Below are 23,602 nucleotides of genomic sequence, written 5' to 3' on the forward strand. Positions count from 1 at the left end.
GGCGAAAAGCACGCTCAGCTTGACAACCCGCTGGACTGCAAGCCCGGCCTTGCGGCCAGCGGTTTTGCGTCGGCGCCTTTTCATACCCGAACGCGAAGCCGAGCCATTTTCGCTCCCGGGGCGCTCCCCATCATGCCGATCAAATTATAGGCACACTTGCCGATTGACAAAAATCATAACAGGCGACCAAGATCATATGACCATCAACGATATTTGGTCCCGAGGTTGCCCCTCGGCATTGGCGAAAAGGAGAGCCAGATGCCCGTTCAGCAGAGAGTGACCCATCGTTCCAAACAAAGCCCCGCCAGCTCCATCCTTGCCACCGCACTGCTAAGCCTCAGTCTGATCACACTGCCCGGCGTCGGCCATGCCGACGGGATCACGCTCAAGGTTTTCGGTGGCTCGGCGCTTGACGAACTCGCGCCGCGCCAACCGCCGGACGAGCAGAAGAAAATCCAGCAGCAGGTCATCGACGGCTTCCTCAAGGCCAACCCCGACGTGACCGCGGTCGAGTGGGACGCCCAGGGGCCGCAGACAGATTCGATCCAGCGCCTGATGACCGCCAAGCTGGCAAACCAGGAAATGGACCTGATCGCTTGCCCGGCCTTCTACACCAATGGCGCCTATGTGAGACGCAAGCTGGTGATGCCGATCACCGACAAGATCAAGCCGTTCCAGGATCGGATCGACGCCGCCGCGCTCGGCGCCTTCACCATCAGCGGCCAGGTCTACGGCGTGCCGATCTCGACGCTCTCGACATCGACGATCTTCTACAATGTCGACCTCTTCCAGAAGCTCGGCATCCCCGTTCCGCCGACCTATGACGACCTCAAGGCGGCCGTGCCGAAATTCAAGACGGCGGGTGTGATCCCGCTGCTGCATCAGGGCTCGAACACCGTGATGTGGCCGATGTGGTACTTCGAAACCTTCTCGCAGGCCTCGGGCGACGCCATCGGCAAGACGCAGAAGAACCTCGATGGCACGGCGAAGTTCACCGACGCGCCCGATGTCGAAGGCTTCAAGCTGATCAAGCAATGGGTCGACGACGGCATCCTGTCCAAGGATTCGCTTTCGGTCGACCAGGACGGCATGCGGGCCGCCTTCGCCGCCGGCAAGAGCGCCATGTACTATGGCGGCACCTGGGAAATCCCGTCGCTGCAGACCAGCGTCAAGGCGTTCAAATGGGGCGTCTTCGCCTTTCCGAAAATGGACGGAACGCCGGGTGCGCCGGGCCATGGCGGCGGCGCCGACAACGGCATGTGCGTCGCCTCGTCGATCCCACCCGAAAAGCTCGATGCGGCGGTCAAGTTCATCGAATATCTGACGCGGCCGGAGGTGGCGACGCTCTACCTCGCACCGGAGCAGCCGATCGCAGCCTCGATCAAGGGCGTGCCGCAGGTCGAGGATGCCTATGCCGTCGAGTTGCGCAAGCAAGCCTTCCCGAGCACGATCAAGTTCCTCGACTGGATCTGGCCGTCGGAGGTCGCGACCGCCACGGCCTCGGCCATTGCCGGCATCGTCGGCGGCACGACGACGCCCGAGGATGCCGCCGCCTCGATCCAGACCACCTTCGACGACCTCAAGGCGCAGGGCAACTGGCCGCCGAAGTGAGCGCGGACTGAGCGAGCGCGCATCCAGCCGAGTGATGCGCCAAGCATGAAAACAGAGGCCGCCCGCTTCGGGGCAGCCTCGCTCATCGGAGAGAATACATGACGCAAACTCGTGCCGAACGGCAGCGCTTCTCGATCGGCTATCATCTGAACAGCTGGGACCTGACCGGCCTTCCGCTTAGGCCAGCCATAAAATTCCTGGCCGAACAGGGTTTCGGCTGGTTCGAGATCCTCGCCTTCACCAGCCTGTCGGACCAGTACGCCCGCAAATACATGCAGCTCGGCAACCAGGCGCCGATGGGGGTCACCACCGACACCGACATCCTGCGGCGTTACGCACTGCTCTCGGAAGGCCAGAGCGAATATGGCATCAAGCTCTCCTCCTTCTACGTCAATGCCATCTTCACCAACCCTGTCGCGTGGCCTTACGAACGCGACGTGCTGGTGGCGCTGACCCGGATGCTGAAGGGGTTTGGCTCACCGGTGCTGGTTCTCGGCGGCGGTCCCTCGGAAGCGATCGCCGGCACCCACACCGCCGACGACTATCGCGCCTTTTGCCGGGCCCTGGAAGATATCGGCAGGCGGACAAAAGACCTCGGCATCGAGACCGTCTATCACCCGCATCTCGACACCTTCATCGAGCGCCGCGACCAGCTCGATCGCATGATGGATGAACTCGACACCGATCTCGCCGGCCTCTGCATCGATCCGGCGCATCTCGCCCACACCGACTCCGATCCGGTCGATGCGGTCCGGACCTACATGTCGGCCGTGCGCTACATGCATTTCAAGGACACCAGGGTTGACCCCGGCTTGAAGGACTATGACCGCTATGGCGCCTTTTGCGAACTCGGCGCCGGTGTCGTCGATCTTGCCGGCATCGTCGACGTGCTGCTGGCGGCAGATTACGACGGTCTCGCCATCATCGAGCTCGATGCATCGAAGAAGACGGCGGAGCAAAGCACGTTGGAAAGCATCGCCTATGTCAGGGACACGCTCGGACTGGTGCTGACGCCGCAAAGCGCGAAGGCCGCATGACCGCGCGATCACAAGAGGCTGCCGCTTTTGGCCGTTCCGATTCCTGGCGCTTTCTTGCCGGGGACGGTGCGGTGGCCTTCTTGATGATCCTGCCCGCCGCGATCCTGTTTTGCCTTTTCTACCTCTGGCCCTTCGTCAACGGTTTCTGGCTCAGCCTGCACAATTGGGACGGGTTTTCCGATCCGACCTGGGCCGGCTTTTCCAACTATCAGCGCCTCTTGCACGACCGCATCTTCCTCGGCGCGCTGCGCAACAATCTGATCTTCGTCATTGCCGTCGTCATCCTGAAGAACGTGCTCGGCCTCGGGCTGGCGCTGCTGCTCAACCGGGCGCTGGTCGGCCGCGCCTTCTTTCGCGCCGCCGCCTTCGTGCCGGTGACGATGTCCTTCGTCGCCGTCGGGCTGCTGTGGTCCTGGATCTACAATCCGGTCTTCGGCCTGCTCAACGGCGCGCTCGATCTGTTCGGCCTCGGCGGGCTGAAACAGTCCTGGCTTGGCGACGCCGACATCGCGCTCTACTCGATCATCGTCGTCGACGTGTGGAAATGGCTCGGCTTCCACGCCGTCATCTATCTCGCCGGGCTGCAGACGATCCCTTCGGAACTCTATGAATCGGCTGAGATGGACGGCGCCGGTCCGCTGCAGCGGTTCCGGCATGTCACCGTGCCGATGATGATGCCGATTATCTTCATCAACACCATCCTCGGCCTGTCCGGCGCCTTCGTGCGCAACTTCGACATCGTCTATGTGCTGACCAAGGGCGGCCCAAACCACGCCACCGAAGTCGTTCTCACCTACATGATGAGCAAGGCCTTCCAGGATGGCGCCATGAGCTACGCCGCGGCGATCGGCTATGTGCTGTTCCTGATCGTCGGGCTGGCCAGTGTCGGCCTGCTCGCGCTGATGCGACGCCAAAGGCTGGATGTCTGATGAGCGCCGCGGTCAACCCTTTGCCCGCCCTCGATGATGGTGCCGCCCGCCGCCGGCGCCTCGGCACGCGCGGCCTGCTGGAAGTCGCGGGCATCTACGCGGCGCTGGCCTTGGTGCTCATCGAGACACTCTATCCCCTGCTCTGGGTGCTGTTCGGCTCGCTCAAGACCAAGGAAGAAATGCTGAGCAACATCTGGGGTCCGCCGTCGAGCTTGGTGTTGCAGAACTATGCCGATGCCTGGCGCATTGCCGGCATGGGTTCGCGCATCGTCAGCAGCGTGCTGGTCACCGGTTCGGCCTTGATCATCCTGGTCGTCGTGGCAACGCCCTGCGCCTATGCGCTGGCGCGCCTGCGCTTTCCCGGACGCGGCGTCGTGCTGGCGGTGGCGGTGGCGGCCATGCTGGTGCCGCCGCAGGTGATGGCCATCCCGTTGTTCATGGTGGCGCGCGACCTCGGCCTGATCAACAACCGGCTCGGCGTCGCCTTCGTCTATGCGGCGACGTCGCTGCCGCTGTCGGTCTTCATCCTGCGCAGCTTCTTCGTCACGCTGCCCGCCGACCTCGAGGACGCCGCGCGCGTCGACGGTGCGAGCCGGCTCGAGATCCTGATCCACATCATGCTGCCGCTGGTGCGGCCGGGCGTCGCGCTGATCCTGATCTTCGGCTTCATCGAGATCTGGAACGATTTCTTCCTCGCCTTCCTGCTGCTGCGCGACCCCTCGGTGCAGACCATCCCGCTCGGCCTGGTCAGCTTCTTCCAGCAGTACGATTCGCTCTGGACACTCTATTTCGCCGCGTTGACGATCACGACACTGCCGGTGATCGTCGTCTTCCTCGCCATGCAACGGCAGTTCATCGCCGGCCTGACAGCCGGCGCCGTGAAGGGTTGACATGCAGGATCGCGTTATCGGCGTTGGCGTCATCGGTTGCGGCGAGATCGCCCAGCTGATGCATTTGCCCTATCTCATGGAATTGCCGGCGTTTCGTATCGCCGCTCTATGCGACATCTCGCCCGGCACGGTCGACAAGGTCGGAGAGCATTACGGTGTCGCCGCCCGCTATACGGACCATCGCGCCCTGCTCGCCGATCCCAATGTCGATGCGGTGGTGATCTGCACCTACGACCATGGCGAGATGGTCGCCGACGCGATCCGTGCCGGCAAGCACCTGATCGTCGAGAAGCCGCTCGCCTTCACGCCGCAGGAGGCGCGCCCGCTGGTCGAGCAGGCCGAGCGGAGCGGCCTCGTCGCCCTTGTCGGCTACATGAAATTCTACGATCCGGGCTATGAGACCGGGCTGGAGCGCATTGCCGCGATCGGCCGGCCGAAGTCGATCCATGTCCATGATTTCGCCGGCCGCTTCGACCGCTATGGCCAGCTCTACACGCAGACCCGCATCGCCGATGTCCCGGCTGATATACTGGCGGCAGGGCGCGATGCGGTCGCCCGGCGCGTCGAGGCGGCGCTTGGCGCCGATCATGCCGGCTATCGCGACCTCTATCTGCTGCTGCTCGGTCTCAGCAGCCACGATCTTGCCGTCATGCGCGGCGCCTTCGGCACGCCGGACCGCGTCGTCCATGCGCAACAGACCGGTCCGAACCAGTTGCTGGCCGTGCTCGACTATGGCGGCGTGCCTTGCCTGTTCGACATGGCGCTTGCCCAGTATGAATGGTGGGACGAGTGGATCCATGTGCATGGCGAGCGCGAGGAGGTGCGGATCGAATTCCAGAACCCCTATTTCCGCAACGCCTCGGCAATTGTTCGCGTGCGCGAGGCAACGGGCGAAACCGCGTCCGAGCGCGTCATACCGGGCGTCCCCGACACCTCGTTCCGCCGCGAATGGCAGCATTTCGCCGACTGCATCCTGACCGGGGCAAAGCCGCGCACGCCGCTTTCGGGCGGGCTGGCCGATCTCGATCTTGCGGTCCGGATCATCCAGGCAATGCCGCCCAAAAAGCCCTGACGGGCCTTCGCTCGTGGGTCGGCAGCGGCGCCCTACCGATACTTTGGAAAGGCGTCGCCGGCCGGCGCGTTGGCCCAGCTCTGCAAGGTCTGGCCGCCGTCGATCAGCCAGTCGACGCCGGTGACATGCCTTGCCTCGTCCGAGGCAAGGAAAGCCACGGCGGCCGCGACATCCTCCGGCTGGCCTATGCGGCGCAACGGGATGCGGTCGGCGAAATGCTGGACGCTGCTCTTGAAATCACCGTCGCCGGAAGCCGGAACGCCGAGCGTCGTCTCGATCACACCGGGGCAGATGGCGTTGACGCGAATGCCGTAGGGCGCGGCATCGAGCGCCGCGACCCGTGTCAGCCCGACGACGCCGTGTTTGGAGGCGACATAGCCGGCGCCGCCAGAAAGCACGTCCCAGCCCGCCATCGACGAACCCATATTGACGATCGAGCCGCCGGTCCCGGCCTCGATCATCGCCCGAAGCGAGGCTTGCAGGACGAGGAAGATGCCGCGCAGATTGATGCGGATGATGGTGTCCCAATCCTCGACCGGCAAATCGTGCACGGGCGCGACGACGCCGGAAATGCCGGCATTGTTGAACACCACATCCAGCCCGCCGAATGTCTCGACGGTGGTTGCGACGGCGCTGCGTACATCCTTCTCGTCGGTGACGTCGGCATCGATGGCGATGGTGCTGTCGCCGAGAGAGCGAGCCAGCTCGTGGGCCGCCGCGCCGTTGCGGTCGACAATGGCGACGCGCGCGCCTTCGTCGAGGAAACGCCGGACCGCGGCAGTGCCGATGGCGCCGGCGCCGCCGGTGACAAGGACCTTCTTCTGGTCGAACCTTTTCATCCCTCGGTCTCCGGCTTTGGATAGGAACGCCATGAATGCTGTGGCTCGAAGCCGAGCGTTTCGCGCGCGTGGGCCGTATCGAGCACGGAACCGAAACCGGCGATCGGCCGCGACAGGGCAACGCCTGGATAGACCCGACGCACCAGCGCTTCGGTTTCTTCTTCCATGAAGGTGTCGGCAGCGCTGAGTAGGACGCGCAGATGACCGTCGCCTTGCCATTCGAGCGCCCGCAGGAAGCCTTGCCCGGCATCGCGCGCGTCGAGATAGGCCCACAGGTCGCGGGCGCTGTCGGCCGTGGCGCGGCGCGGCCCGACACCAACGAAGAAGGATTGCGGGGTCTGGATCCACGGCATGCGGATGCTGACCGCCGAAAAGGCGCCGCGGCGCACCGCCGTGTCGACGATTTCCTCGCCCAGCCATTTCGACAGGCCGTACGGGTCCTGCGCGCCGACCGGATGGTTCATATCGACAGGCAGATAGGGCGGAACGACCGCCTTCTCGAAGAAAGGATAGCCGAAGACACTGAAGGACGAGGCATAGACCAAGCGCCTGATGCCAGCCATGGCGGCGGCCTCGACGACATTGTAGGCGGTCGCGACATTGGTCTTGAACACCTCGCCGCCGGCCCGCCCGGTCGGCCGCGGAATGGCCGCGACATGCACGACGGCATCGCAGTCGCGCACCAGCTGCAGGGTGGATCCCAGATCGGTCAGGTCGGCGGTGGCGTGCCGCCATGCGCCGCCGACCGGCGCCACAGTATCGATGCCCAGCACGTCATGGCCGGCCGCAAGCAGAGCCTCGGCCACGTGACGGCCAAGCAGGCCACTGGCTCCGGTGACAATCGTCTTCATATCACGGCCCTCGGCTCGCAAGCACAGAGGCTTGGATATCATTGATGGTCATACAAATCGAGCACATGGTTGCCGACCCTTGTCAAGGCCATTTCGCGTCGAGCAAATAGCGCATACGCTTGTGCGAGCGGCGTGCGCAAGGCAGGTGACCACAGCTTTGCGTCGAACGGGATTGACTTGGCATCCGCCAGGGTTTTTTGTATGAGTATCAACGATCGACCAAAGGAGTCCGCCATGGCCGTGGACGTTTTTTCCTCACATCGGCACGATGACGCGATGCGCCTTGATCCGCAACGCGCAGCCATTATCGTCATCGATATGGTCAACGAGTTCTGCAAACCGGGCGGGGCCATGGTCCTGCCGGGATATGAGACACTGGTGGCGCCGCAACTGGCCGTCATCGAGGCGGCGCGCGCCAGCGGCGCGCCCGTGATCTGGGTTCATGATGCGCACCGGCCGGGCATGCGCCGCGAGCGCGAATGGGTCAAACGAACGCCACATTGCGTGGAGGGCAGCTGGGGACCGGAAATCATCGAGGACCTTGGCGCCCGCGATGATGAGATTCATGTCATCAAGCGGCGCTACTCGGCCTTCTTCCAGACCGACCTCGATCTGACGCTCAAGGATATGCAGGTCGACCAGTTGGTCATCTTCGGCGTGGTCACCAACATTTGCGTGCGTTCGACGGTCCACGACGCCTTTTTCCGGGGCTATGAAGTGGTGGTGCCGAGCGATTGCTGCGCCGCGACCGGACCGCGCGAGCAGGAAAGCTCGCTCTACGACATAGCGACGCATTTCGGCGTGGTCAGCGATTCGGCTGATGTCGTCGCGGCCCTTCGCGATGGGACGTCGCTGCAACCGACTGAAGTCGCGGCTTGACCTAGAGCCAGCGGCATCCGAGACAGGCAACAGGAGTGCGGTTTGACGACCGAAACGAAATCCGAGAAAAACGCGACACCGAAGCGACCGAGCGGCAACGCGGAACCACTGAGCCGCGAGCAGGTGCTGGAGCGCTACGCCGAGACCGGATACGCGTTGGACCAGCATCCGGCGCACGTCATCCGCAAGGCGCATCAGCGCGCGACGCTGCGTTTCCAGCAGGTCATGGCCGGCGAAGATCTTTCGCCGACCCAGTTCGCGGCCCTTGCCACGATCCTCAAACATGGCGAGGTCTCGCAGAACCATCTCGGACGGCTGACGGCGATGGACCCGTCGACCATCAGCATCGTCATGCGCAAATTGCTCAAACACGGGCTGATCACGCGCAGCGCTTCCGACACAGACCAGCGCCTGTCGATGATCGCACTGACCGAGAAAGGCACCGAATACACGCTCGAGCGGCTCGCACGCAGCGTCGAGGTCGGACGGCGCTTCCTGTCGCCGCTGTCGCCCACGGAGCAGGCGACGCTGCTTCGCCTGCTCAAGCGCATCAATGACGACGATCCATCGAATGGCGACGGCGGCAAGTAGGCCGCGACCAGACCTTTTCCGTACCAGCAGAAGTGAGAACCGATGTCGTCCGACCCCAAGTCGTCTGCCAACACGCTCGTCGTCCGCAATATCGGCCTCATGCTGAGCGGCGACCTCGGCCAGCCGATCCTCGATGCCGACACCATCGTCGTTACCGACGGGCGCATATCAGGCATTGGCAAGGCTGACGACGTCGACAGCGGCAATGCGGCGACGATCATCGATGCGATGGGCTGTGCGGTCGCACCGGGACTTATCGACAACCATGCCCATCCGGTGGCCGGCGACTGGACGCCGCGGCAAAACCAGATCGGCTGGATGGATTCGACCGTGCATGGCGGCGTCACCACGATCATTTCGGCGGGAGAGGTCCACACGCCTGGCCGGCCGCGCGACCTGGTCGGGCTGAAGGCGCTGGCGATCGCGGCACAGCGGACCTTCTCCAACTTCCGCCCCAACGGCATGAAGATCCTGGCCGGCGCCCCCATCCTGGAACACGGCCTGGTCGAGGATGACTTCCGATACCTCGCCGAGGCCGGCGTGACACTTGTCGGCGAGGTTGGTCTCGGCGGCGTCAAGGACGGGCCGACAGGCCGGCAGATGATCGCCTGGGCGCGCAAATACGGCATGACCTCGATGACCCACACAGGCGGTCCGTCCCTGCCCGGCTCCGGCCGCATCGGAGCGGACGTCGTGCTGGAGGTCGACGCCGACATCGTTGCCCACGTCAACGGCGGACCGACGGCACTTCCCGACGCCGAAATCCGGCAGATCTGCGAGAACGGCTCGCGCGCGCTTGAAATCGTCCACAACGGCAATCTGCGCACCGGCCTGTTCGTGCTCGACCTCGCCAGGCAGCGCGGCGAACTTTCGCGCGTCATCCTCGGCACCGACAGCCCGGCCGGATCCGGCGTACAGCCGCTCGGCATTTTGAGGACGCTGACCATGCTGGCTTCGCTGGGCGGTGTCGCGCCGGAAGTGGCGTTCTGTCTCGCCAGCGGCAACACGGCGCGCGTGCGCGGACTGGCCGACCGCGGCATCATCGAGGTCGGCCGTGCAGCCGACCTGATCTTCATCGATCAGGCCATGGGCGGCGCCGGGGACGGGCTGCTCGACAGTGTGGCGCTCGGCAATCTGCCTGGCATCGGCATGGTCGTCATCGACGGCGAGGTGCGAACCGGCCGCAGCCGCAACACCCCGCCAGCGATGCGGGTGCCGGAAGTCGTCCCCAGCTGACGACGTTTCAGGGTTATGTTGAGGAGGTCAGGACGAGCCGTTATGCACGCAAAGTTTTTGCTGCCTCGGCCAGTTCGGCCATTAGCTTGCTGGCGGAACGCAGTTTCTCTTTGCCCAAGCGACTGGACAGTTCCGCTTTAGCCAAATTCCATAACGGGAGCGCATCGACGACAAGCTTGCGCCCCGATATTGTCAGGCCAATCTGCTTTCCCGAGCGGCCGCGTCCGCCCTTTGAATGTACCAAACGTCGCTCTTCCAGGTTCTGAAGATTTCGGCTTAGGGTCGTCGGGTCGACTCCCGCGCTGTTCGCAAGATCGACGAGTGTCGTTCCCTCAACCGCTCCGATGCCCACGAGGAGGCTGAACTGCTCGGCCGTCAGCCCGAGCGGTTTGAAGCAGGCGTTGTAATAGCGCGTGACCGCCCGCGCCGTCGCACGAGCCTGAAAACCCGGACACTCCGCCGCGACGCCTTTCAACGTTTCCGGATCAAAACCGCTCACGTCCGCCCTCTCGAGCGTTTCACCGTTTTCAGGGAAACGGTGAAACGCTCTAAATCTTTGTTTTGACGCAATTCCGGACGGAAAACCGTTTCACACTTTTCCTGGAATTGCTTTGGACAATTTCGTCCTCGAAGAATACTGTATATGCATTATTAGGAGAATTCCATGCCAGCGTACGTGCATATCAATCTGCGTGTCATCGACGCCGCCAAACAGGCGGCTGTCGCGCCACGCTTTCAAGCCGCTCTGCAAGAGGCCGGCGGGCGCATTTTACATTTCGGCCCTGTTGCGCAGGTTCTTGAGGGCGAGGACGCGCCGCTCCCGATGGCCGGCGTGTTTGAGTTTGCAACCCTCGCCCAAGCGCTGGCGTTCTACAATTCCGAGAGATACGCGCCGATCAAGGCCGAGCGCCGGGAAGCCCAAGAGGCACGGATGTTCATCGTCGAAACCCGCTAAAACTTTCCGATACGCGAACACCGGAAGCGCAGGAAGCCGGCGTTTGCAGGCCGGCATCACCTGAATATCAGGCATACCCTAGAGCTGTTCACCGTTTCACGGAAACGGCGACCGGCTCCAAGTCCTTGTTTTGACGCAATTCCCAAGGGCAAAGCGCTATGCGCTTTGCCCGGGAAATGGAGTGCGCCCCTCGGAGCGGACAGGATCAGGCGGCAGTTTTGACCATCTTCCGGGCGTGTTGGTCTTCGAACTGTTGCGGGCTGAGATAGCCGAGCGCTGAGTGCAATCGGCGAGTGTTGTAAACCTCATCAATGAAGCGGGGAAGATCCTCAGCGACGTCGGTGAAGGTTTCATAGGCCATCGGATAGATGGCTTCGACCTTCATCGTCTTCATGAAGCTTTCCGCTTTGGCATTATCGTAGGGATTGCCGCGCCGACCCATCGATCCAATAAGATCGTGCTCGGCGAGAAGATTGCGATAGAGGAGCGCGGCATATTGCGCGCCTCGATCCGAGTGATGGACGCAGCCCGGCGGCGGCTTTCGCCGTTCGATTGCCGCCTTCAATGCTGCAACGGTCAAGCGCGCGTCGATCGACCGGCCGATGGCGTAACCAACGACCTTGCGGGACCAGGCATCCAAGATGACCGCGACGTAGACGAAGCCTGCCGCAATCGCCACGTAGGTTATGTCGCTTACCCAAAGCCGGTTCGGGCCATCGAGTGTCACGTCCTTCGCCAGGTTCGGGAAGATCGGCAATTCATGATTGCTGTCCGTGGTGGCGATGAAGCGTCGCCTGATCCTGGGCTGCAGATCATGCTCGCGCATCAATCGTCTGACCTTCTTGTGGTTCACGACAATGCCGCTCTGCCGCAGCGCCGCCTGCATGCGGCGATAGCCGTAGGCTTCGAAGCTGTCGGAGATCTCACCCATCGTCTCGACGAGCGCTGTGTCATCCACGGCGGTTTCGGGCTGATCGTAGTAGGTTGATCGCGCGATCCCCATCAGCCGGCATCCTTCAGCGATGGAGACACCGCGGGGCCGGTGATCACGGATGTAGGTCCGCTTCTGGGACGTGGTGCGCTTTTCAGAGCCCCCTTTAGAAACTCGATTTCCAAGGCTTGCCGGCCTACCAGCCGCTCCAGCGCGGCGATCCGAGCTTCATAGGTCTGCATCGTCTCGGCCGCCGCTACATCCTCGTCGAAGGCGCCGGCCTCGTATTTCTGGACCCAGATACGGATCAGGTTACGCGCTAGTTCGTGCCGCCTGGCCAGACCATGAAGCGTCTCACCGGAGAGGAACTCTTGCACTACCTGACGTTTGAACTCGATGCTGTGCGCGCGATGTGCAGTCATGGCTTCCATCCTTCGAAAGCCCGGCTTCCAAGTCAATTCTGCTTAGTCAATCTGTCCGCTCCGAGGGGCGCACTCTAAAAGCCGTTCACACTTTTCCTGGAATTGCTCTAGCTCACGCCGTCCTTGCCGATGATCTTGTCCTTGGTCAGCCCGCCGACGCGCGGGTGCGGCCTGCCGGAATCGGTGACGGCGATGGCGACGACGATCTCGTCGGCGCGCGGCGCATCGGGAACGCGGACCTCCATGCCGTCGAAATGGCTGCGCACCTTCGCCGCATCCTTGTGGCCGAGCGGAATGTCGAGCGGCACGCCGAGGCCGCCGCGCTTCTTCGATGAGGGAATGAGCGCGGCGCCCTTGCCGAGCACGTCGCGGAACGGGGCGCCGAGCGTTGGGTGAAGGATGGCGGCGGCATGTTCCAGCTCGCCGTCGGCGCCAACGGCGGCTGCCTTGCCGAAGCTCTCGACCTCACCGCCGGCAATGCCAAGCGCAGCCACCGCACGCCTGGGCAAGATATCGCCCAGGGCTTCGCCGACCGCGCTCAACGCCGACAGATCCTCGACAAACGTGCCGGCATAAGGGTTGCGGATCACCGCGATCGCCGCGGCACGCCGTGTCGGCGGGTCGACGGGACGGCCGCCTTCGATCCGGGTTTCTTCGACGATGGTGATGATGCGGCGGATTTCCAGGCTCATCGCAATCCGTCCTCGCCCTTGATGTCGGCCGCCGCCAGGCCGCCGACCCGCGCATGAACGCGGGCGCCGGTCGTCATCGCCAGGATGACCGCCATCTCGTCGCTGCGCGGCGCGTCGCCGACGCCGATCTCGATCGCGTCGAAATGGCTGCGCACATAGGAGGCGTTGATGTGGGTGATCGGAATGTCGATGCGCGTCCCGGGGCCGCCGACCTTCTTGGTCGAGGGCACGATCGCCTTGGCGTCGCCGAGAAGTTCGCGCATCGCGTAGCCGCCCGGATTGTGCCACAGTGCGCCATGTTCAAGTTCGCCGGCGGCGCCGACGATGGCACCCTTGCCATAGCCTTCGACAGCTGCAACGCCATCGCCCATGGCGTCGATCAGGCGCCGCGCCATCTCGAGGCCGAGCGGCTTCAGATCCTCCATGAAGCCGGTGATCTCTTCGACGTAGCGTCCGGCAAAAGGGTTGGCGATGACGGCGACGATCGCGCCGCGCTTGGGCGGGCGTGCCGCGGGCGGCCCGCCCTCATGGAAGATCTCCTCGACCTGGACCAGAAATTTCCTGACCACCACAGCTGGCATTGCGCGTATCCTTCGTCCCGTCACTTGCGAAAATTCGTTAGAGTATCAACAATTATGCATCGCCGATATTTGTCAAGCGGCGCGATGGAGGACGCGGATGACGGGCCTGAGAAAACTACATCGGATGACGATTGACAGCCTGTTTAGCCGCTCCTAAACTCATATGACCATCAACGAACTTGCCGGCATTCCGGCGATATGTGGGGGATGGTCAAGGCGTGGCTTCAAAAGCTGAAAAAAGCTGAAGGGGAATAACATGACAAGGGCGCTCAAGAGTTTGTTTCTGGCCGGCACGATGCTGGCCGTTTCGTTGGGATCGGCCGCCGCACAGGCCAAGGTTTCGGTGGCCGCCATCTCGGGTTATTTTGCCCAGGGTTTTGGCGTTTCGATCGTCAACGGCCTCAACAAGGCCAAGACCGATTTCGGCATCGACCTCAAGCTGGTCGACACCGGCAATCGCGCGCTGGACTATGAGGAGCAGTTCGAAAACCTCGCCAAGGGTAAACAGTACGACCTCATCTTCGTCATGGGTTGGGAGCTGGTCGATTCGCTGCAGAAAGTCAGCAAGGAATACCCCGACCAGCGCTTCGTCTTCATCGATGGCGTGCTCGACAATCCCAAGATGATCTATGCCAATTTCGCCGAGGAACAGGGCTCCTTCGTTGCCGGCGCGCTGGCCAGCATGATCGAGGCCAAGGGCAGCGAATTTCCCAAGATCGGCGACGGCAAGGCAATCGGCTTCGTCGGCGGCCGCGACATCCCGGTCATCCGCAATTTCCTTGGCGGCTACGAACAAGGCGCCAAATACGCCGCACCCGACGTCAAGGTGAACTCCGTCTTCGCCGGCACCTTCGATGATCCGGCCAAGGGCAGCGAGCTCGCCCAGGCGCTGTACGGCCAGGGCTCCGACATCGTCTACAACGTTGCCGGCCCGACCGGCGAAGGCGTGATGCAGGCGAGTGCCGCCGCCGACAAATATTCGATCGGCGTCGATATCGACATGTGCGGCACGGCCCCCGGAAATGTGCTCGGCAGCATGCTGAAGCGTGGCGACATCGCCGTCTACACGCTGATCAAGGACGAGGTCGGCGGCAACAAGGTCACCGCCGGCACCCGCACCTTCGACCTGGCGTCGGGCGGCGTCGAGTTCAAGGTCTGCGACGACATCGCGCCGAAGATCCCGGCCGACGTGACGGCGAAGCTGGACGAGATCAAGAAGGGCATCCTCGACGGCAAGATCGTGATCGCCAAGGCGAAGTAAGCCAGCAACAGCGCATCCCTCCCAAGAAAGCGCTACACTGATCCGCCGCGGCTTGCCGCGGCGGATCAGTGTCCAATCTTCGAAAGCTCGCAATCTGCGAGAGCCCCAATCTGCGAGAGCAATGGTGTCGAACGCGCCGGGGTCACCGACCCTCCACAACACTGCCGCGATGGCCGTCGAGCTGACGGCTATCACCAAGCGTTTTGGCGCTTTCATTGCCAATGACGGCATCGACCTTGCCGTGCGCAGGGGCGAAATCCACGCCATCATCGGCGAAAACGGCGCCGGCAAGACGACGCTGATGAACATCCTGTTCGGCCTGCTGCAGCCCGACGAAGGCTCGATCCGGCTGAATGGCGAGGCGACGGTGGTCGCCGATCCGGCGGCGGCCATCAAGGCGGGGCTCGGCATGGTGCACCAGCATTTCAAGCTGGTGCCCTCGCTCTCGGTCGCCGACAATGTCTTTCTCGGCATGGAAATCCGCCGTCATGGGCTGATCGACCATGGCGCGCAGATCGCACGCACACAGGAACTGTCGAAGCGCTTCGGGCTGCATGTCGATCCGACCGAGCGCGTCGGACTGCTCTCGGTCGGCATCGAACAGCGCATCGAAATCCTGAAAGTGCTGGTGCGCGGCGCCCGCACCATCATCCTCGACGAACCGACCGCGGTGTTGACGCCGCAGGAGAGCCGCGAACTGTTCCAGACGCTGCGCAGCTTCGTCGCCGAGGGCATGACCGTGATCTTCATCTCGCACCATCTGGAAGAGGTGATGGAGGTGTCCGACACAGTGACGGTGCTGCGTAACGGCAAGAAGGTGGCGACCCGCCCGACTTCGGAACTCAACAAGGACGAGCTGGTGCGCATGATGGTCGGCCGCGAGGTCAGTTTCGACCGGCGGCCGCGAGCAGCCCTGCACGGCGACATCGTGCTGGACGTCAAGGATCTGTGGGCTCGTGATGATCGCCGCTTGCCGGCCCTTCGCAACGCCAGTTTCACTGTCCGCTCCGGCGAGGTGGTGGGGATTGCGGGCGTCGCCGGCAATGGGCAGACGGAACTGGCGGAAGTGCTTTCGGGCCTGCGGCCGGCAAGCCATGGCGAGGCCCGGCTCAAGGGCCAGGACCTCACCACGCTCTCCCCCGCCGCAATCCGCGAGGCCGGCCTTGCCCATGTTCCGGGCGACCGCATGGTGCGCGGGGTCGATCGCAATGCCTCGATCGCGGCGAACACGCTGATGGGCCGGCAGCACCGCGCGCCGTGGAGCCGCAACGGCATGCTCGACTGGAAGGCGATCACTGGAAATGCCGGAGCGCTGATCAAGAGCTTCGACATTCGCGCGCAAGGAGCGGGCGACGCCGTCAAACGGCTCTCCGGCGGCAACATCCAGAAAGTCGTGCTGGCACGCGAATTCACCAATGGCGCCGACTTCCTGCTGATCGATCAGCCGACGCGCGGCGTCGACATCGGCGCCCAGGAGGCCATCCATGACGAGATCATGCGCCAACGCGCGGCCGGGCGTGCCATCCTCTTGATTTCCGTGCAGCTCGACGAACTGGCGGCGCTCGCCGATCGCATCCTGGTGATGTTCAACGGACGGATCATGGGCGAAGTCGCCGGCGACGATGCCGACGAAGACAGGATCGGCATGATGATGGCGGGCGTGTCGCGGCAGTTGGAGCCCGCATGATGAGCGACCGTTTGCGCGCCTTTTCCGGCCAGATCATCGCCGTGGGCGTAGCCTTGCTGCTGGGGGCGATCATCATCCTCCTGGTCGGCGAAAGTCCGGTCCATGTCCTGATGACGCTGCTGCGCGGCGCCTTTGGCGACCAGGAAAAGATTGCCGGCACGCTGCTGCAGACGACGCCGATCCTGATCTGCGGCGTCGCGGCCTGCATCGGCCTGCGCGGCGGCATGTTCAATGTCGGCATTGAGGGCCAGCTGTTCCTCGGCGGTTTCGCCGCCGCCTGGGTCGGCTTCAGCTTTTCCCTGCCCGCGGGCATCCATACGCTGGCGGCGCTGGCGCTCGCGGTCGTCGCGGGCGCGGCCTGGGTCGCCATTCCCGCCTATTTCCGCGCCCGCTACAACACCAACGAAGTCGTCTCGACGATCCTGTCGAACTACATCGCCGTGCTGCTGACCTCCTATTTCACCATCTTCCTGTTCAAGCGGCCGGGCGGCTGGTCGGAGACGCCACCGATACTGGCGACAGCCTATCTGCCGGAGATCTTTGCCTTCTCGCGGCTGAACTGGGGGCTGGTGATTGGCCTGCTGCTGGCGGTCGGCGTGGCGCTGGTGTTTCGCTACACCAGTTGGGGTTATGGCGTGACGATGGTCGGGTCGGCGCCGAAATTCGCCGAATATGGCGGCGTCAATGTGAAACGGCAGGGCTTTGTCGTGCTGCTGCTTTCAGGCGCCGTTGGGGGCCTGGCCGGCGGCGTCGAGACGCTCGGCGTGCATCACCGCTTCATGGAAGGCTTTGCTCCCGGCTTCGGCTTCGACGGGCTGATTGCCGCCCTGCTCGCCAACGGCTCGCCGGTTGCCACCATCGTCACCGCGTTGTTCTTTGGCGCGCTGCGCAGCGGCTCGCTGCTGCTCGAAGTCGACACCAGCGCGTCGCGCGAAATCATCACCGTGATCCAGGCGCTGATCATCCTCAGCGTATCGGCGCAGGTTCTGATCAAACGCCGCGGCGACAGCCAGGCGGGGGAGCGGCGATGGAAATTCTAGACAAACTGATCAACGTCGCACTGATCGCCGCGACGCTGCGCACCACCGCGCCAATTCTCCTGGTCGCGCTTGGCGGGTCGTTCACCACCAAGGCCGGCATCTTCAACATCGGCCTCGAGGGCCAGATGCTGGCCGGCGCCTTCTTTGCCGTTATCGGCTCGATCTGGACGGGTTCGGCATTCGCGGGGGTTGCTTGCGGCGTTGCCGCGGCGCTTGCCTTCGCGCTCGCCTTTGCCGTGCTGGTGGTGACGTTCCGGGCCAATGAAGTGGTCGTCGGCCTGGCGCTCAATATCCTTGCCGGCGGCATGACGATCTCGCTGATGAAAGCGATTTTCGGCACGCGCGGATCGATCGTCGGTCACGGCATCGTCGGCCTGCCCAAGGTGCAGATACCTGGCGCCCAGGCGCTGCTCGGCTCGTGGGCGCCGCTGATTTCGGGCTTCACGCCGATCGTCTATGTCGCGTTCCTCGCAGTGCCGCTGCTGGTGCTGTTCTACAACCGCACCCGGCTCGGGCTCTATATCCGCGTCGTCGGCGAAAAGCCCGAAGCCGCCGAAGCGCTGGGTATCTCGATCACCCGCGTCCGCTACATCGCTTCGCTGCTGTGCGGCTTGCTGGCGGGCCTCGCCGGCGCGCATCTGTCGCTCGGCTACATCACCATGTTCACCGAGAACATGTCCTCGGGCCGCGGCTTCATGGCGGTGGCGATCCTGATCTTCTCCAACGGCGATCCGCTGAAAGTGCTGGCCGGCTGCCTGCTGTTCGGCTTCGCCGACGCCTTCTCGCTGCGCCTGCAGACCTTCGGTTTTCCGTCCTATCTGGTGCTGACCGTGCCCTATGTCGTCGCGCTGACCGCCCTGTTCGCGCTGTCCTACCGGGCACGGCCAAGGATCATCAAGGAGACGCTGGCGTCGATGCAGAAACTGCTGTCGGTGGACAGGAACAACGCCCCGGTCGACAAAAATCCGCAATGAAGGAACTCTCATGGAACGCATAATCCTCGACGTGGATTCTGCCGGCGACGATATTCTCGCCGTGCTGTTTGCCGCGGCGAACCCGAATGTCCGGCTCGAAGGCGTCACCACAGTCACGGGTGCCGCCGGCCCGATCGAACAGGTCACCAATGTCGTGCTCAACACGCTGACGCTTGCCGGGCGCGACGACATACCGGTTCACGCCGGCGCTTGGCGGCCGATCGTCGGCAATTCCAAGGCCGACATGGACGCGCCTGTCCATTTCGAAAAGCGGCTCGTTGCCCGCTTCGGCGACCGGCTGAAGAAGTTCAACCCGCCGGCGCCGCCTCCCTCCCGCCCGGCGACGCCGGGACATGCCGTCGACTTCATCATCGAGACGGTGATGGCCAATCCGGGTGAAATCACGCTGGTGACGACGGGGCCGCTGACCAATGCGGCGATGGCGCTCTTACAGGAGCCGCGCCTGGCGGGCGCGCTCAAGCGGCTGTTGGTGCTTGGCGGCAACTTCCAGACGCCCGGCAACATGACGCCGCTGTCGGAATACAACATCTGGGCCGATCCGGAGGCTTCGCGCATCGTGCTCAACGCCGATGTCGACAAGATCCTGGTGCCGCTCGACATCTGCGAGGACAACCGCGTCGCCGCCTCCATGCTGACGCGCGACGACATTGCCGACATGCAGGCCGTTGCCCGGAAGAATGCCGTCTTCGACATGATCGCCGACAGCTTTCCGATCTATATCGACATCTGGCGCGAGTTCTTCGACCTGGTCGGGTTCCCGATGGACGACGTGATCACCGTGGCACTGGCCTTCGACCCGACCCTCGCCACCATGAGCGAACCGCTCTTCGTCGATGTCGTGCTGGACGGGCGCCTCGCCCGTGGACAGACGGTCGCCCATCGCGGCCGGCAGTTGCTGCCCGGCGGCGGACCGAGGACCACGCGCATCTGCACCGATCTCGACGGCCGCCGCTTCCTGAACATCTTCAAGCAAACCATCGCGCGCTACGAACAAGCGGCGTGAGGACCGACAAAATGACCATTGCAACACCCATCCTGTTCGACTGCGACCCAGGCCACGACGACGCCATCGCGCTGGTCATGGCGCATCGTTCACCGGCCATCGAACTCATCGGCGTCACCACCACCTGCGGCAACGCCGAGGTCGAGAAGACGACGGCCAACGCGCTGCGCATCCTCGAATATATCGGCGCCGGCGACGTGCCAGTCGCTCAAGGGTGTCATCGCCCGCTGGCACGACCGCTGGTGCTTGGCACCGCCGATGGCCCAAGCGGCCTCGAAGGCTCGCCCTATCTGCCGCAGGCCACGATCAAGCCGGTCGACCAGCACGCTGTCGATTTCCTGGCCGACAAGCTCCGCGCGTCGCCCGAGCCGATCCTGGTCGTCGCCACCGGCCCGCTGTCCAATATCGGCCTGATGATCCTCAAGCATCGCGACGTGCTGCCCAAGATCAAGGAACTGATCTGGATGGGCGGCGTGTTCTACCGCAAGAGCGAGATCATCACGCCGACGGAGTTCAATGCCTTCTGCGACCCGGAAGCTCTGAAGATCGTGCTGGACAGCGGCGTGCCGATCCTGATGGTCGGCCTCGATGTCACCATGCAGGTGTTGATCGAGGCGCCGCAATATGCCGAACTGGCAACCATCGATACGCCGCTCGGCAAGCTCGTCAACGACTGGCTGCTGTTCTACGAGACGCTGCACCGCAACTCGATGGGTGTCGGCGGCGCCATGCACGATCCGCTGGCGCTGGCGCTGGCCATCGACCCGACACTGGTGCGCACGCGCCCGGCCCATATCGGCGTCGACCTGTCCGGCACCTATGCGTTCGGCGCGACGGTTGCCGATTTCTGGAACGAGCGCGGCGAGAAGGACAATGCGCGCATCGCCCATGAGGTCGACGCGGACCGTTTCTTCAAGCTGATGTTCGACCTGCTGCGGGATTAGACCCGCTCGGGGATATTTCCTTGGTTCAGCGTGACCCAGTGCCGACGACCGGGTCAGACAATCTTTGGGCATGCCATCGCAGATGGTCGTCCATGAATGTCGAAATGAAGAAATACGAGTGGTCGTAGCCGTCCTGCATGCGCAGTGTCAGAGGGATGCCGGCCTTGGCGCAGGCCGCTTCCAGAAGCCAGGGCCTCAGCCCGTCCTTGAGAAATCCATCCGACGTCCCCTGATCGACGAAAAGCTCGGGGAAGCGGTGGCCATCCTCGATGAGCAAGGTGGCATCGTAGCCCCGCCATGATGTCTCGTCCGCGCCGAGATATTTTTCGAGGGCCGGCCGCGACCAGCCAGCGGTGCTCGGCTGCACGATCGGCGCGAAGGCCGAGCAGCTTTTGAAGCGCTCGGGATTTTTGAGCGCGATCGTCAGGGCGCCATGCCCGCCCATCGAATGGCCAAAGATCGCCTGGCGCGTCACGTCGGCCGGAAATTCCTCAGCGATCAGTGCCGGCAGTTCCTCGGTGATATAGGAATACATGCGATAGTTCGTGGCGTAGGGTGGTTGCGTCGCATCGACATAGAAGCCGGCGCCGCTGCCGAACTGCCAATTGTCCTTCTCGTCGGGAATATCGGCGCCGCGCGGACTGGTGTCGGGACAGACGACGATCAGGCCAAGCTCGGCGGCCATGCGCCTGTACTCGCCCTTGTCCATGACATTGGCATGCGTGCAGGTGAGGCCGGAGAGATACCATACGACCGGGCAAGGTTTTTCACGGGCCTGCGGCGGCACGAAGACGGCGAAAATCATGTCGCAGGCGCAGGCATCCGAAGCGTGGGAATAGACGCCCTGCACGCCGCCATGCGACTTGGCAGCGGAGATGGTCTTCATCCGGTCCGACATGTTCTTCTCCGCCTTCGGCAAACGTCCTTCAAGGCCGCCTGTCTAAGGACCATGGTTGCCAGGCGCAAGTCCCGCCAGGGCCGTCACCTCCCGCCGGAACGGCAGCGCGTCACCGATATCGTCTTCGTCCAGTTCGCGCGCGAAGCGGTGACCGGCATAGGTCGCCCAGGCGATGGGTCCTGGCGCCTCGGCATCGCCTATGACCTTGATCGAACGAATGCCATTGTCGGCCCATTCGTCGCGCCGCGCTTTCAGGTCGCGCCAGACCTCGTCGTCCTGCTGGCGCGACGTCACCAGCACCACGGCGTCGGCGGCGATGTCGCGTTTGGCGCCGGTGTAGGCGCAAGCGGTGGCAACGCCTCCCGGCACGACACGCGTCACGATCCGGTTCAGCACGATCTCGACGCCAAGCTCGGCCAGACGGCGGTGGATGGCGCCCTGCTCCAGCGTGTTGCGGGTCCAGTCCGAGACATAGGCTGATGGCGTCACCAGCGTCACCCTGGCGCCGTTGCGCGCCATCAGCTCGGCCAGAACGCCACCCATATAGTAGTGGTCGTCGTCGAACAGCACGACGTTGCCGGCAGGCACATTGCCGCCCATCAAATCGTCCGGCGTGTAGACCGGCATGGCCGGGTCGACCGGCATCGGCACGACATGGGCGCGCGCCACGCCGTCGCGGCGCCATGTCGAACCGGTAGCAAGCGCGATGTTCTGAAAGCCGAAGGCCAGGATATCCTGCGCCGACAATCGGCTTTCGAAATAGATATCGACGTTGGACATCTGGCTGAGCTGGTACTGGCGATAGTCGCGCACGCGGCCCCAGGCCGACAGCCCAGGCAGGCGGCATTCGCGCGCGACGCGGCCACCAAGTTCGGTGCCGACCTCGGCAATGGCCACCTGGTAGCCGCGCAGGCCGAGTGCACGGGCGGCCTCCAGCCCGGCGGGGCCGGCACCGACGATCAGCACGCTGTCGCTGTCGCCCTTGGCCTGCATGCGTTCGGGATGCCAGCCCTTGCGCCACTCCTCCATGAAGGTCGGGTTCTGCGTGCAGCGCGAGATCGACATGGTCATGTCGCCGGTGATGCAGATGTTGCAGCCGATACACTCGCGGATATCCTCGATCCGCCCCTCCTCCACCTTCTTCGGCAGGAAGGGATCGGCGATCGATGGACGCGCGCAGCCGATGAAATCAAGCGTGCCGGACTTGATCATCCTGACCATGACATCCGGTGAGGTGAAGCGGCCGACACCGACAACCGGCTTCGACGTCAGCGACTTGATGCCGGACACCAGGCTTTCCTGCGCGCCCTCCTCCTTGAACCGCGACGGCCCTGAACAATCTTCCCAGGCGCCATGCGCCAGATCCCAGAGGTCGGGCAGCTCGGCATGCATCTCGATCATGTCGCGCACTTCGGAATTGGCGAAGCCAAGCTCGCCGATCATCTCGTCCAGCGACAACCGCAGCGTCAGGCCGCAGGTGTCGCCGATGGCATCGCGGCCTTCCTCAATCAGTTCGCGCATCAGCCGCGAGCGGTTTTCCAGCGAGCCGCCATATTCGTCGGTGCGCTGGTTGGTGGCGGTGGACAGGAAGTGCTGGATGATGCCGAAGCCATGCGCGCCGTAGAGGCAGACCAGGTCGAAGCCCGCCAGCTTGGCGCGTTTGAAGGCATTGCGGTGCCAGCGCCTGAGGTCGCGTATATCCTCTCTGTCCATGGCGCGTGCCTGGACCGGATCGTTGGTGAAGGTGCGGATCGGCAAGGCCGACGGTCCGCGCGGCACTTCCTTGGTGTAGAGGTTCGGGCCGTTGATGCCGGAATAGGCCAGCTGGATGCCGGCCAGCGCGCCATGCTGGTGCATGGCCTTGGCCATCTTCGCCAGCGCCGGGATATCGGCGTCGTCCCACAGCCTGAGCTCGATGAAGGGCGTGATCTCCGAAGTGTGGTGCATCTCGGTCTGCTCGGTGAAGATGACGCCCCAGCCGCCTTCCGACTTGATGCGCCGCATCTCGGCCGCGGCCGACGGATCGCGATAGCCGCCGCCATTGCAGTGCGGTACCTGGTAGAAGCGGTTCTTGGCGGTCACCGGACCGATCTTCATGGGCTCGAACAGAATGTCGTAGCGTGGATCACGCATGGTGCTTCCTTCCTGCCAGCGTCGCATCGCGGCATGCGCGGTGATGGTTTCGGCGCAAGCCGGTCCGCCCGGTGGGTAGATGCGGTGAACTTACTCATAAGTTGCGGCGCGTGCCGGAAAACTAC

24 protein-coding genes are annotated in these 23,602 nt (G+C 63.7%); 15 read left to right on the top strand and 9 right to left on the bottom strand.

The features are described from left to right. Positions 1-258 precede the first annotated feature (258 nt). The 5 genes from AC0V7N_RS32145 to AC0V7N_RS32165 all read left to right on the top strand — a co-directional run bounded on the left by AC0V7N_RS32145 (position 259) and on the right by AC0V7N_RS32165 (position 5,539). On the top strand, positions 259-1,611 hold the full coding sequence (locus tag AC0V7N_RS32145; protein WP_496627512.1) for an extracellular solute-binding protein: 1,353 nt from the start codon (positions 259-261) through the stop codon (positions 1,609-1,611). A 98-nt stretch (positions 1,612-1,709) separates the two neighbouring features. Beyond that, positions 1,710-2,648, top strand: a complete 939-nt coding sequence (locus tag AC0V7N_RS32150) for a sugar phosphate isomerase/epimerase family protein (protein WP_475452262.1) — start codon at positions 1,710-1,712, stop codon at positions 2,646-2,648. Continuing rightward, positions 2,645-3,577 (top strand): carbohydrate ABC transporter permease, encoded by a 933-nt coding sequence (locus AC0V7N_RS32155; protein ID WP_475452263.1) that lies wholly within the window; start codon positions 2,645-2,647, stop codon positions 3,575-3,577. Before AC0V7N_RS32150 ends, AC0V7N_RS32155 begins: the two co-directional genes overlap by 4 nt. Beyond that, a complete protein-coding gene (locus AC0V7N_RS32160) occupies positions 3,577-4,467 on the top strand; it encodes a carbohydrate ABC transporter permease (RefSeq protein WP_475452264.1) in 891 nt (296 codons plus the stop codon). Before AC0V7N_RS32155 ends, AC0V7N_RS32160 begins: the two co-directional genes overlap by 1 nt. A gap of 1 nt (position 4,468) precedes the next feature. Then, entirely contained in the window at positions 4,469-5,539 is a 1,071-nt protein-coding gene (locus tag AC0V7N_RS32165; protein ID WP_475452265.1) for a Gfo/Idh/MocA family oxidoreductase, read from the top strand. A gap of 32 nt (positions 5,540-5,571) precedes the next feature. Here AC0V7N_RS32165 and AC0V7N_RS32170 read toward each other — a convergent pair whose 3' ends face one another. After that, a complete protein-coding gene (locus AC0V7N_RS32170; protein ID WP_475452266.1) occupies positions 5,572-6,378 on the bottom strand; it encodes an SDR family NAD(P)-dependent oxidoreductase in 807 nt (268 codons plus the stop codon). After that, positions 6,375-7,229: an NAD-dependent epimerase/dehydratase family protein gene (locus tag AC0V7N_RS32175; protein WP_475452267.1), complete on the bottom strand. Its 855-nt coding sequence runs from the start codon at positions 7,227-7,229 to the stop codon at positions 6,375-6,377. Before AC0V7N_RS32175 ends, AC0V7N_RS32170 begins: the two co-directional genes overlap by 4 nt. 234 nt (positions 7,230-7,463) lie before the next feature. On the opposite strand from AC0V7N_RS32175, the gene AC0V7N_RS32180 reads away from it, so the two are divergent. Genes AC0V7N_RS32180 through AC0V7N_RS32190 form a run of 3 tightly spaced genes read left to right on the top strand, consistent with a single transcriptional unit; the run spans position 7,464 to position 9,935 of the window. Beyond that, the gene (locus AC0V7N_RS32180) at positions 7,464-8,108 is read left to right on the top strand and encodes a cysteine hydrolase family protein (RefSeq protein WP_475460591.1); all 645 of its coding nucleotides are present in this window, start codon (positions 7,464-7,466) and stop codon (positions 8,106-8,108) included. Between the two features lie 42 nt (positions 8,109-8,150). Further along, positions 8,151-8,699, top strand: a complete 549-nt coding sequence (locus tag AC0V7N_RS32185) for a MarR family winged helix-turn-helix transcriptional regulator (RefSeq protein WP_475452268.1) — start codon at positions 8,151-8,153, stop codon at positions 8,697-8,699. A gap of 42 nt (positions 8,700-8,741) precedes the next feature. After that, entirely contained in the window at positions 8,742-9,935 is a 1,194-nt protein-coding gene (locus AC0V7N_RS32190; RefSeq protein ID WP_475452269.1) for an amidohydrolase family protein, read from the top strand. A gap of 40 nt (positions 9,936-9,975) precedes the next feature. Here AC0V7N_RS32190 and AC0V7N_RS32195 read toward each other — a convergent pair whose 3' ends face one another. Beyond that, positions 9,976-10,434 carry a MarR family winged helix-turn-helix transcriptional regulator gene (locus AC0V7N_RS32195; RefSeq protein WP_475452270.1) on the bottom strand — a complete coding sequence of 153 codons (459 nt, stop codon included), beginning with the start codon at positions 10,432-10,434 and terminating at the stop codon, positions 9,976-9,978. Between the two features lie 165 nt (positions 10,435-10,599). On the opposite strand from AC0V7N_RS32195, the gene AC0V7N_RS32200 reads away from it, so the two are divergent. Continuing rightward, positions 10,600-10,890: a DUF1330 domain-containing protein gene (locus AC0V7N_RS32200; protein ID WP_496627513.1), complete on the top strand. Its 291-nt coding sequence runs from the start codon at positions 10,600-10,602 to the stop codon at positions 10,888-10,890. A gap of 205 nt (positions 10,891-11,095) precedes the next feature. Here AC0V7N_RS32200 and AC0V7N_RS32205 read toward each other — a convergent pair whose 3' ends face one another. The 4 genes from AC0V7N_RS32205 to AC0V7N_RS32220 form a co-directional block, all read right to left on the bottom strand. Continuing rightward, positions 11,096-11,944, bottom strand: a complete 849-nt coding sequence (locus tag AC0V7N_RS32205) for an IS3 family transposase (protein WP_475460593.1) — start codon at positions 11,942-11,944, stop codon at positions 11,096-11,098. Next, on the bottom strand, positions 11,893-12,243 hold the full coding sequence (locus tag AC0V7N_RS32210) for a transposase (RefSeq protein ID WP_183460044.1): 351 nt from the start codon (positions 12,241-12,243) through the stop codon (positions 11,893-11,895). Before AC0V7N_RS32210 ends, AC0V7N_RS32205 begins: the two co-directional genes overlap by 52 nt. A gap of 107 nt (positions 12,244-12,350) precedes the next feature. Beyond that, the gene (locus AC0V7N_RS32215) at positions 12,351-12,935 is read right to left on the bottom strand and encodes an amino acid synthesis family protein (RefSeq protein ID WP_475452272.1); all 585 of its coding nucleotides are present in this window, start codon (positions 12,933-12,935) and stop codon (positions 12,351-12,353) included. Continuing rightward, complete coding sequence (locus AC0V7N_RS32220; RefSeq protein WP_027033912.1) at positions 12,932-13,516, bottom strand: amino acid synthesis family protein; 585 nt, start codon at positions 13,514-13,516, stop codon at positions 12,932-12,934. The genes AC0V7N_RS32215 and AC0V7N_RS32220 overlap by 4 nt, the downstream gene beginning before the upstream one ends. 256 nt (positions 13,517-13,772) lie before the next feature. On the opposite strand from AC0V7N_RS32220, the gene AC0V7N_RS32225 reads away from it, so the two are divergent. The 6 genes from AC0V7N_RS32225 (at position 13,773) to AC0V7N_RS32250 (ending at position 20,446) form a co-directional block, all read left to right on the top strand. Next, positions 13,773-14,777, top strand: coding sequence for a BMP family lipoprotein (locus tag AC0V7N_RS32225; RefSeq protein WP_475452273.1), 1,005 nt, complete (start codon positions 13,773-13,775; stop codon positions 14,775-14,777). A 121-nt stretch (positions 14,778-14,898) separates the two neighbouring features. Next, the gene (locus AC0V7N_RS32230) at positions 14,899-16,464 is read left to right on the top strand and encodes an ABC transporter ATP-binding protein (RefSeq protein WP_475452274.1); all 1,566 of its coding nucleotides are present in this window, start codon (positions 14,899-14,901) and stop codon (positions 16,462-16,464) included. After that, positions 16,464-17,504, top strand: a complete 1,041-nt coding sequence (locus tag AC0V7N_RS32235; RefSeq protein WP_475452275.1) for an ABC transporter permease — start codon at positions 16,464-16,466, stop codon at positions 17,502-17,504. The genes AC0V7N_RS32230 and AC0V7N_RS32235 overlap by 1 nt, the downstream gene beginning before the upstream one ends. Then, complete coding sequence (locus tag AC0V7N_RS32240; RefSeq protein WP_475452276.1) at positions 17,492-18,478, top strand: ABC transporter permease; 987 nt, start codon at positions 17,492-17,494, stop codon at positions 18,476-18,478. Before AC0V7N_RS32235 ends, AC0V7N_RS32240 begins: the two co-directional genes overlap by 13 nt. 10 nt (positions 18,479-18,488) lie before the next feature. Next, positions 18,489-19,502, top strand: coding sequence for a nucleoside hydrolase (locus AC0V7N_RS32245; protein ID WP_475452277.1), 1,014 nt, complete (start codon positions 18,489-18,491; stop codon positions 19,500-19,502). A gap of 11 nt (positions 19,503-19,513) precedes the next feature. Beyond that, entirely contained in the window at positions 19,514-20,446 is a 933-nt protein-coding gene (locus AC0V7N_RS32250; RefSeq protein WP_475452278.1) for a nucleoside hydrolase, read from the top strand. A 25-nt stretch (positions 20,447-20,471) separates the two neighbouring features. Here AC0V7N_RS32250 and fghA read toward each other — a convergent pair whose 3' ends face one another. Beyond that, on the bottom strand, positions 20,472-21,344 hold the full coding sequence (fghA, locus tag AC0V7N_RS32255) for an S-formylglutathione hydrolase (RefSeq protein WP_475452279.1): 873 nt from the start codon (positions 21,342-21,344) through the stop codon (positions 20,472-20,474). A 42-nt stretch (positions 21,345-21,386) separates the two neighbouring features. Then, the gene (locus AC0V7N_RS32260; protein WP_475452280.1) at positions 21,387-23,477 is read right to left on the bottom strand and encodes an oxidoreductase; all 2,091 of its coding nucleotides are present in this window, start codon (positions 23,475-23,477) and stop codon (positions 21,387-21,389) included. Between the last annotated feature and the right edge of the window lie 125 nt (positions 23,478-23,602).

Source organism: Mesorhizobium kamtschaticum, assembly GCF_056174585.1.

Excerpts from the sequence above, each read along its gene's own strand:
- AC0V7N_RS32145 (WP_496627512.1), top strand. The coding sequence starts at position 259 with ATGCCCGTTCAGCAGAGAGTGACCCATCGTTCCAAACAAAGCCCCGCC.
- AC0V7N_RS32150 (WP_475452262.1), top strand. The coding sequence starts at position 1,710 with ATGACGCAAACTCGTGCCGAACGGCAGCGCTTCTCGATCGGCTATCAT.
- AC0V7N_RS32155 (WP_475452263.1), top strand. The coding sequence starts at position 2,645 with ATGACCGCGCGATCACAAGAGGCTGCCGCTTTTGGCCGTTCCGATTCC.
- AC0V7N_RS32160 (WP_475452264.1), top strand. The coding sequence starts at position 3,577 with ATGAGCGCCGCGGTCAACCCTTTGCCCGCCCTCGATGATGGTGCCGCC.
- AC0V7N_RS32165 (WP_475452265.1), top strand. The coding sequence starts at position 4,469 with ATGCAGGATCGCGTTATCGGCGTTGGCGTCATCGGTTGCGGCGAGATC.
- AC0V7N_RS32170 (WP_475452266.1), bottom strand. The coding sequence starts at position 6,378 with ATGAAAAGGTTCGACCAGAAGAAGGTCCTTGTCACCGGCGGCGCCGGC.
- AC0V7N_RS32175 (WP_475452267.1), bottom strand. The coding sequence starts at position 7,229 with ATGAAGACGATTGTCACCGGAGCCAGTGGCCTGCTTGGCCGTCACGTG.
- AC0V7N_RS32180 (WP_475460591.1), top strand. The coding sequence starts at position 7,464 with ATGGCCGTGGACGTTTTTTCCTCACATCGGCACGATGACGCGATGCGC.
- AC0V7N_RS32190 (WP_475452269.1), top strand. The coding sequence starts at position 8,742 with ATGTCGTCCGACCCCAAGTCGTCTGCCAACACGCTCGTCGTCCGCAAT.
- AC0V7N_RS32200 (WP_496627513.1), top strand. The coding sequence starts at position 10,600 with ATGCCAGCGTACGTGCATATCAATCTGCGTGTCATCGACGCCGCCAAA.
- AC0V7N_RS32210 (WP_183460044.1), bottom strand. The coding sequence starts at position 12,243 with ATGACTGCACATCGCGCGCACAGCATCGAGTTCAAACGTCAGGTAGTG.
- AC0V7N_RS32215 (WP_475452272.1), bottom strand. The coding sequence starts at position 12,935 with ATGAGCCTGGAAATCCGCCGCATCATCACCATCGTCGAAGAAACCCGG.
- AC0V7N_RS32220 (WP_027033912.1), bottom strand. The coding sequence starts at position 13,516 with ATGCCAGCTGTGGTGGTCAGGAAATTTCTGGTCCAGGTCGAGGAGATC.
- AC0V7N_RS32225 (WP_475452273.1), top strand. The coding sequence starts at position 13,773 with ATGACAAGGGCGCTCAAGAGTTTGTTTCTGGCCGGCACGATGCTGGCC.
- AC0V7N_RS32230 (WP_475452274.1), top strand. The coding sequence starts at position 14,899 with ATGGTGTCGAACGCGCCGGGGTCACCGACCCTCCACAACACTGCCGCG.
- AC0V7N_RS32235 (WP_475452275.1), top strand. The coding sequence starts at position 16,464 with ATGAGCGACCGTTTGCGCGCCTTTTCCGGCCAGATCATCGCCGTGGGC.
- AC0V7N_RS32240 (WP_475452276.1), top strand. The coding sequence starts at position 17,492 with ATGGAAATTCTAGACAAACTGATCAACGTCGCACTGATCGCCGCGACG.
- AC0V7N_RS32245 (WP_475452277.1), top strand. The coding sequence starts at position 18,489 with ATGGAACGCATAATCCTCGACGTGGATTCTGCCGGCGACGATATTCTC.
- AC0V7N_RS32250 (WP_475452278.1), top strand. The coding sequence starts at position 19,514 with ATGACCATTGCAACACCCATCCTGTTCGACTGCGACCCAGGCCACGAC.
- fghA (WP_475452279.1), bottom strand. The coding sequence starts at position 21,344 with ATGTCGGACCGGATGAAGACCATCTCCGCTGCCAAGTCGCATGGCGGC.
- AC0V7N_RS32260 (WP_475452280.1), bottom strand. The coding sequence starts at position 23,477 with ATGCGTGATCCACGCTACGACATTCTGTTCGAGCCCATGAAGATCGGT.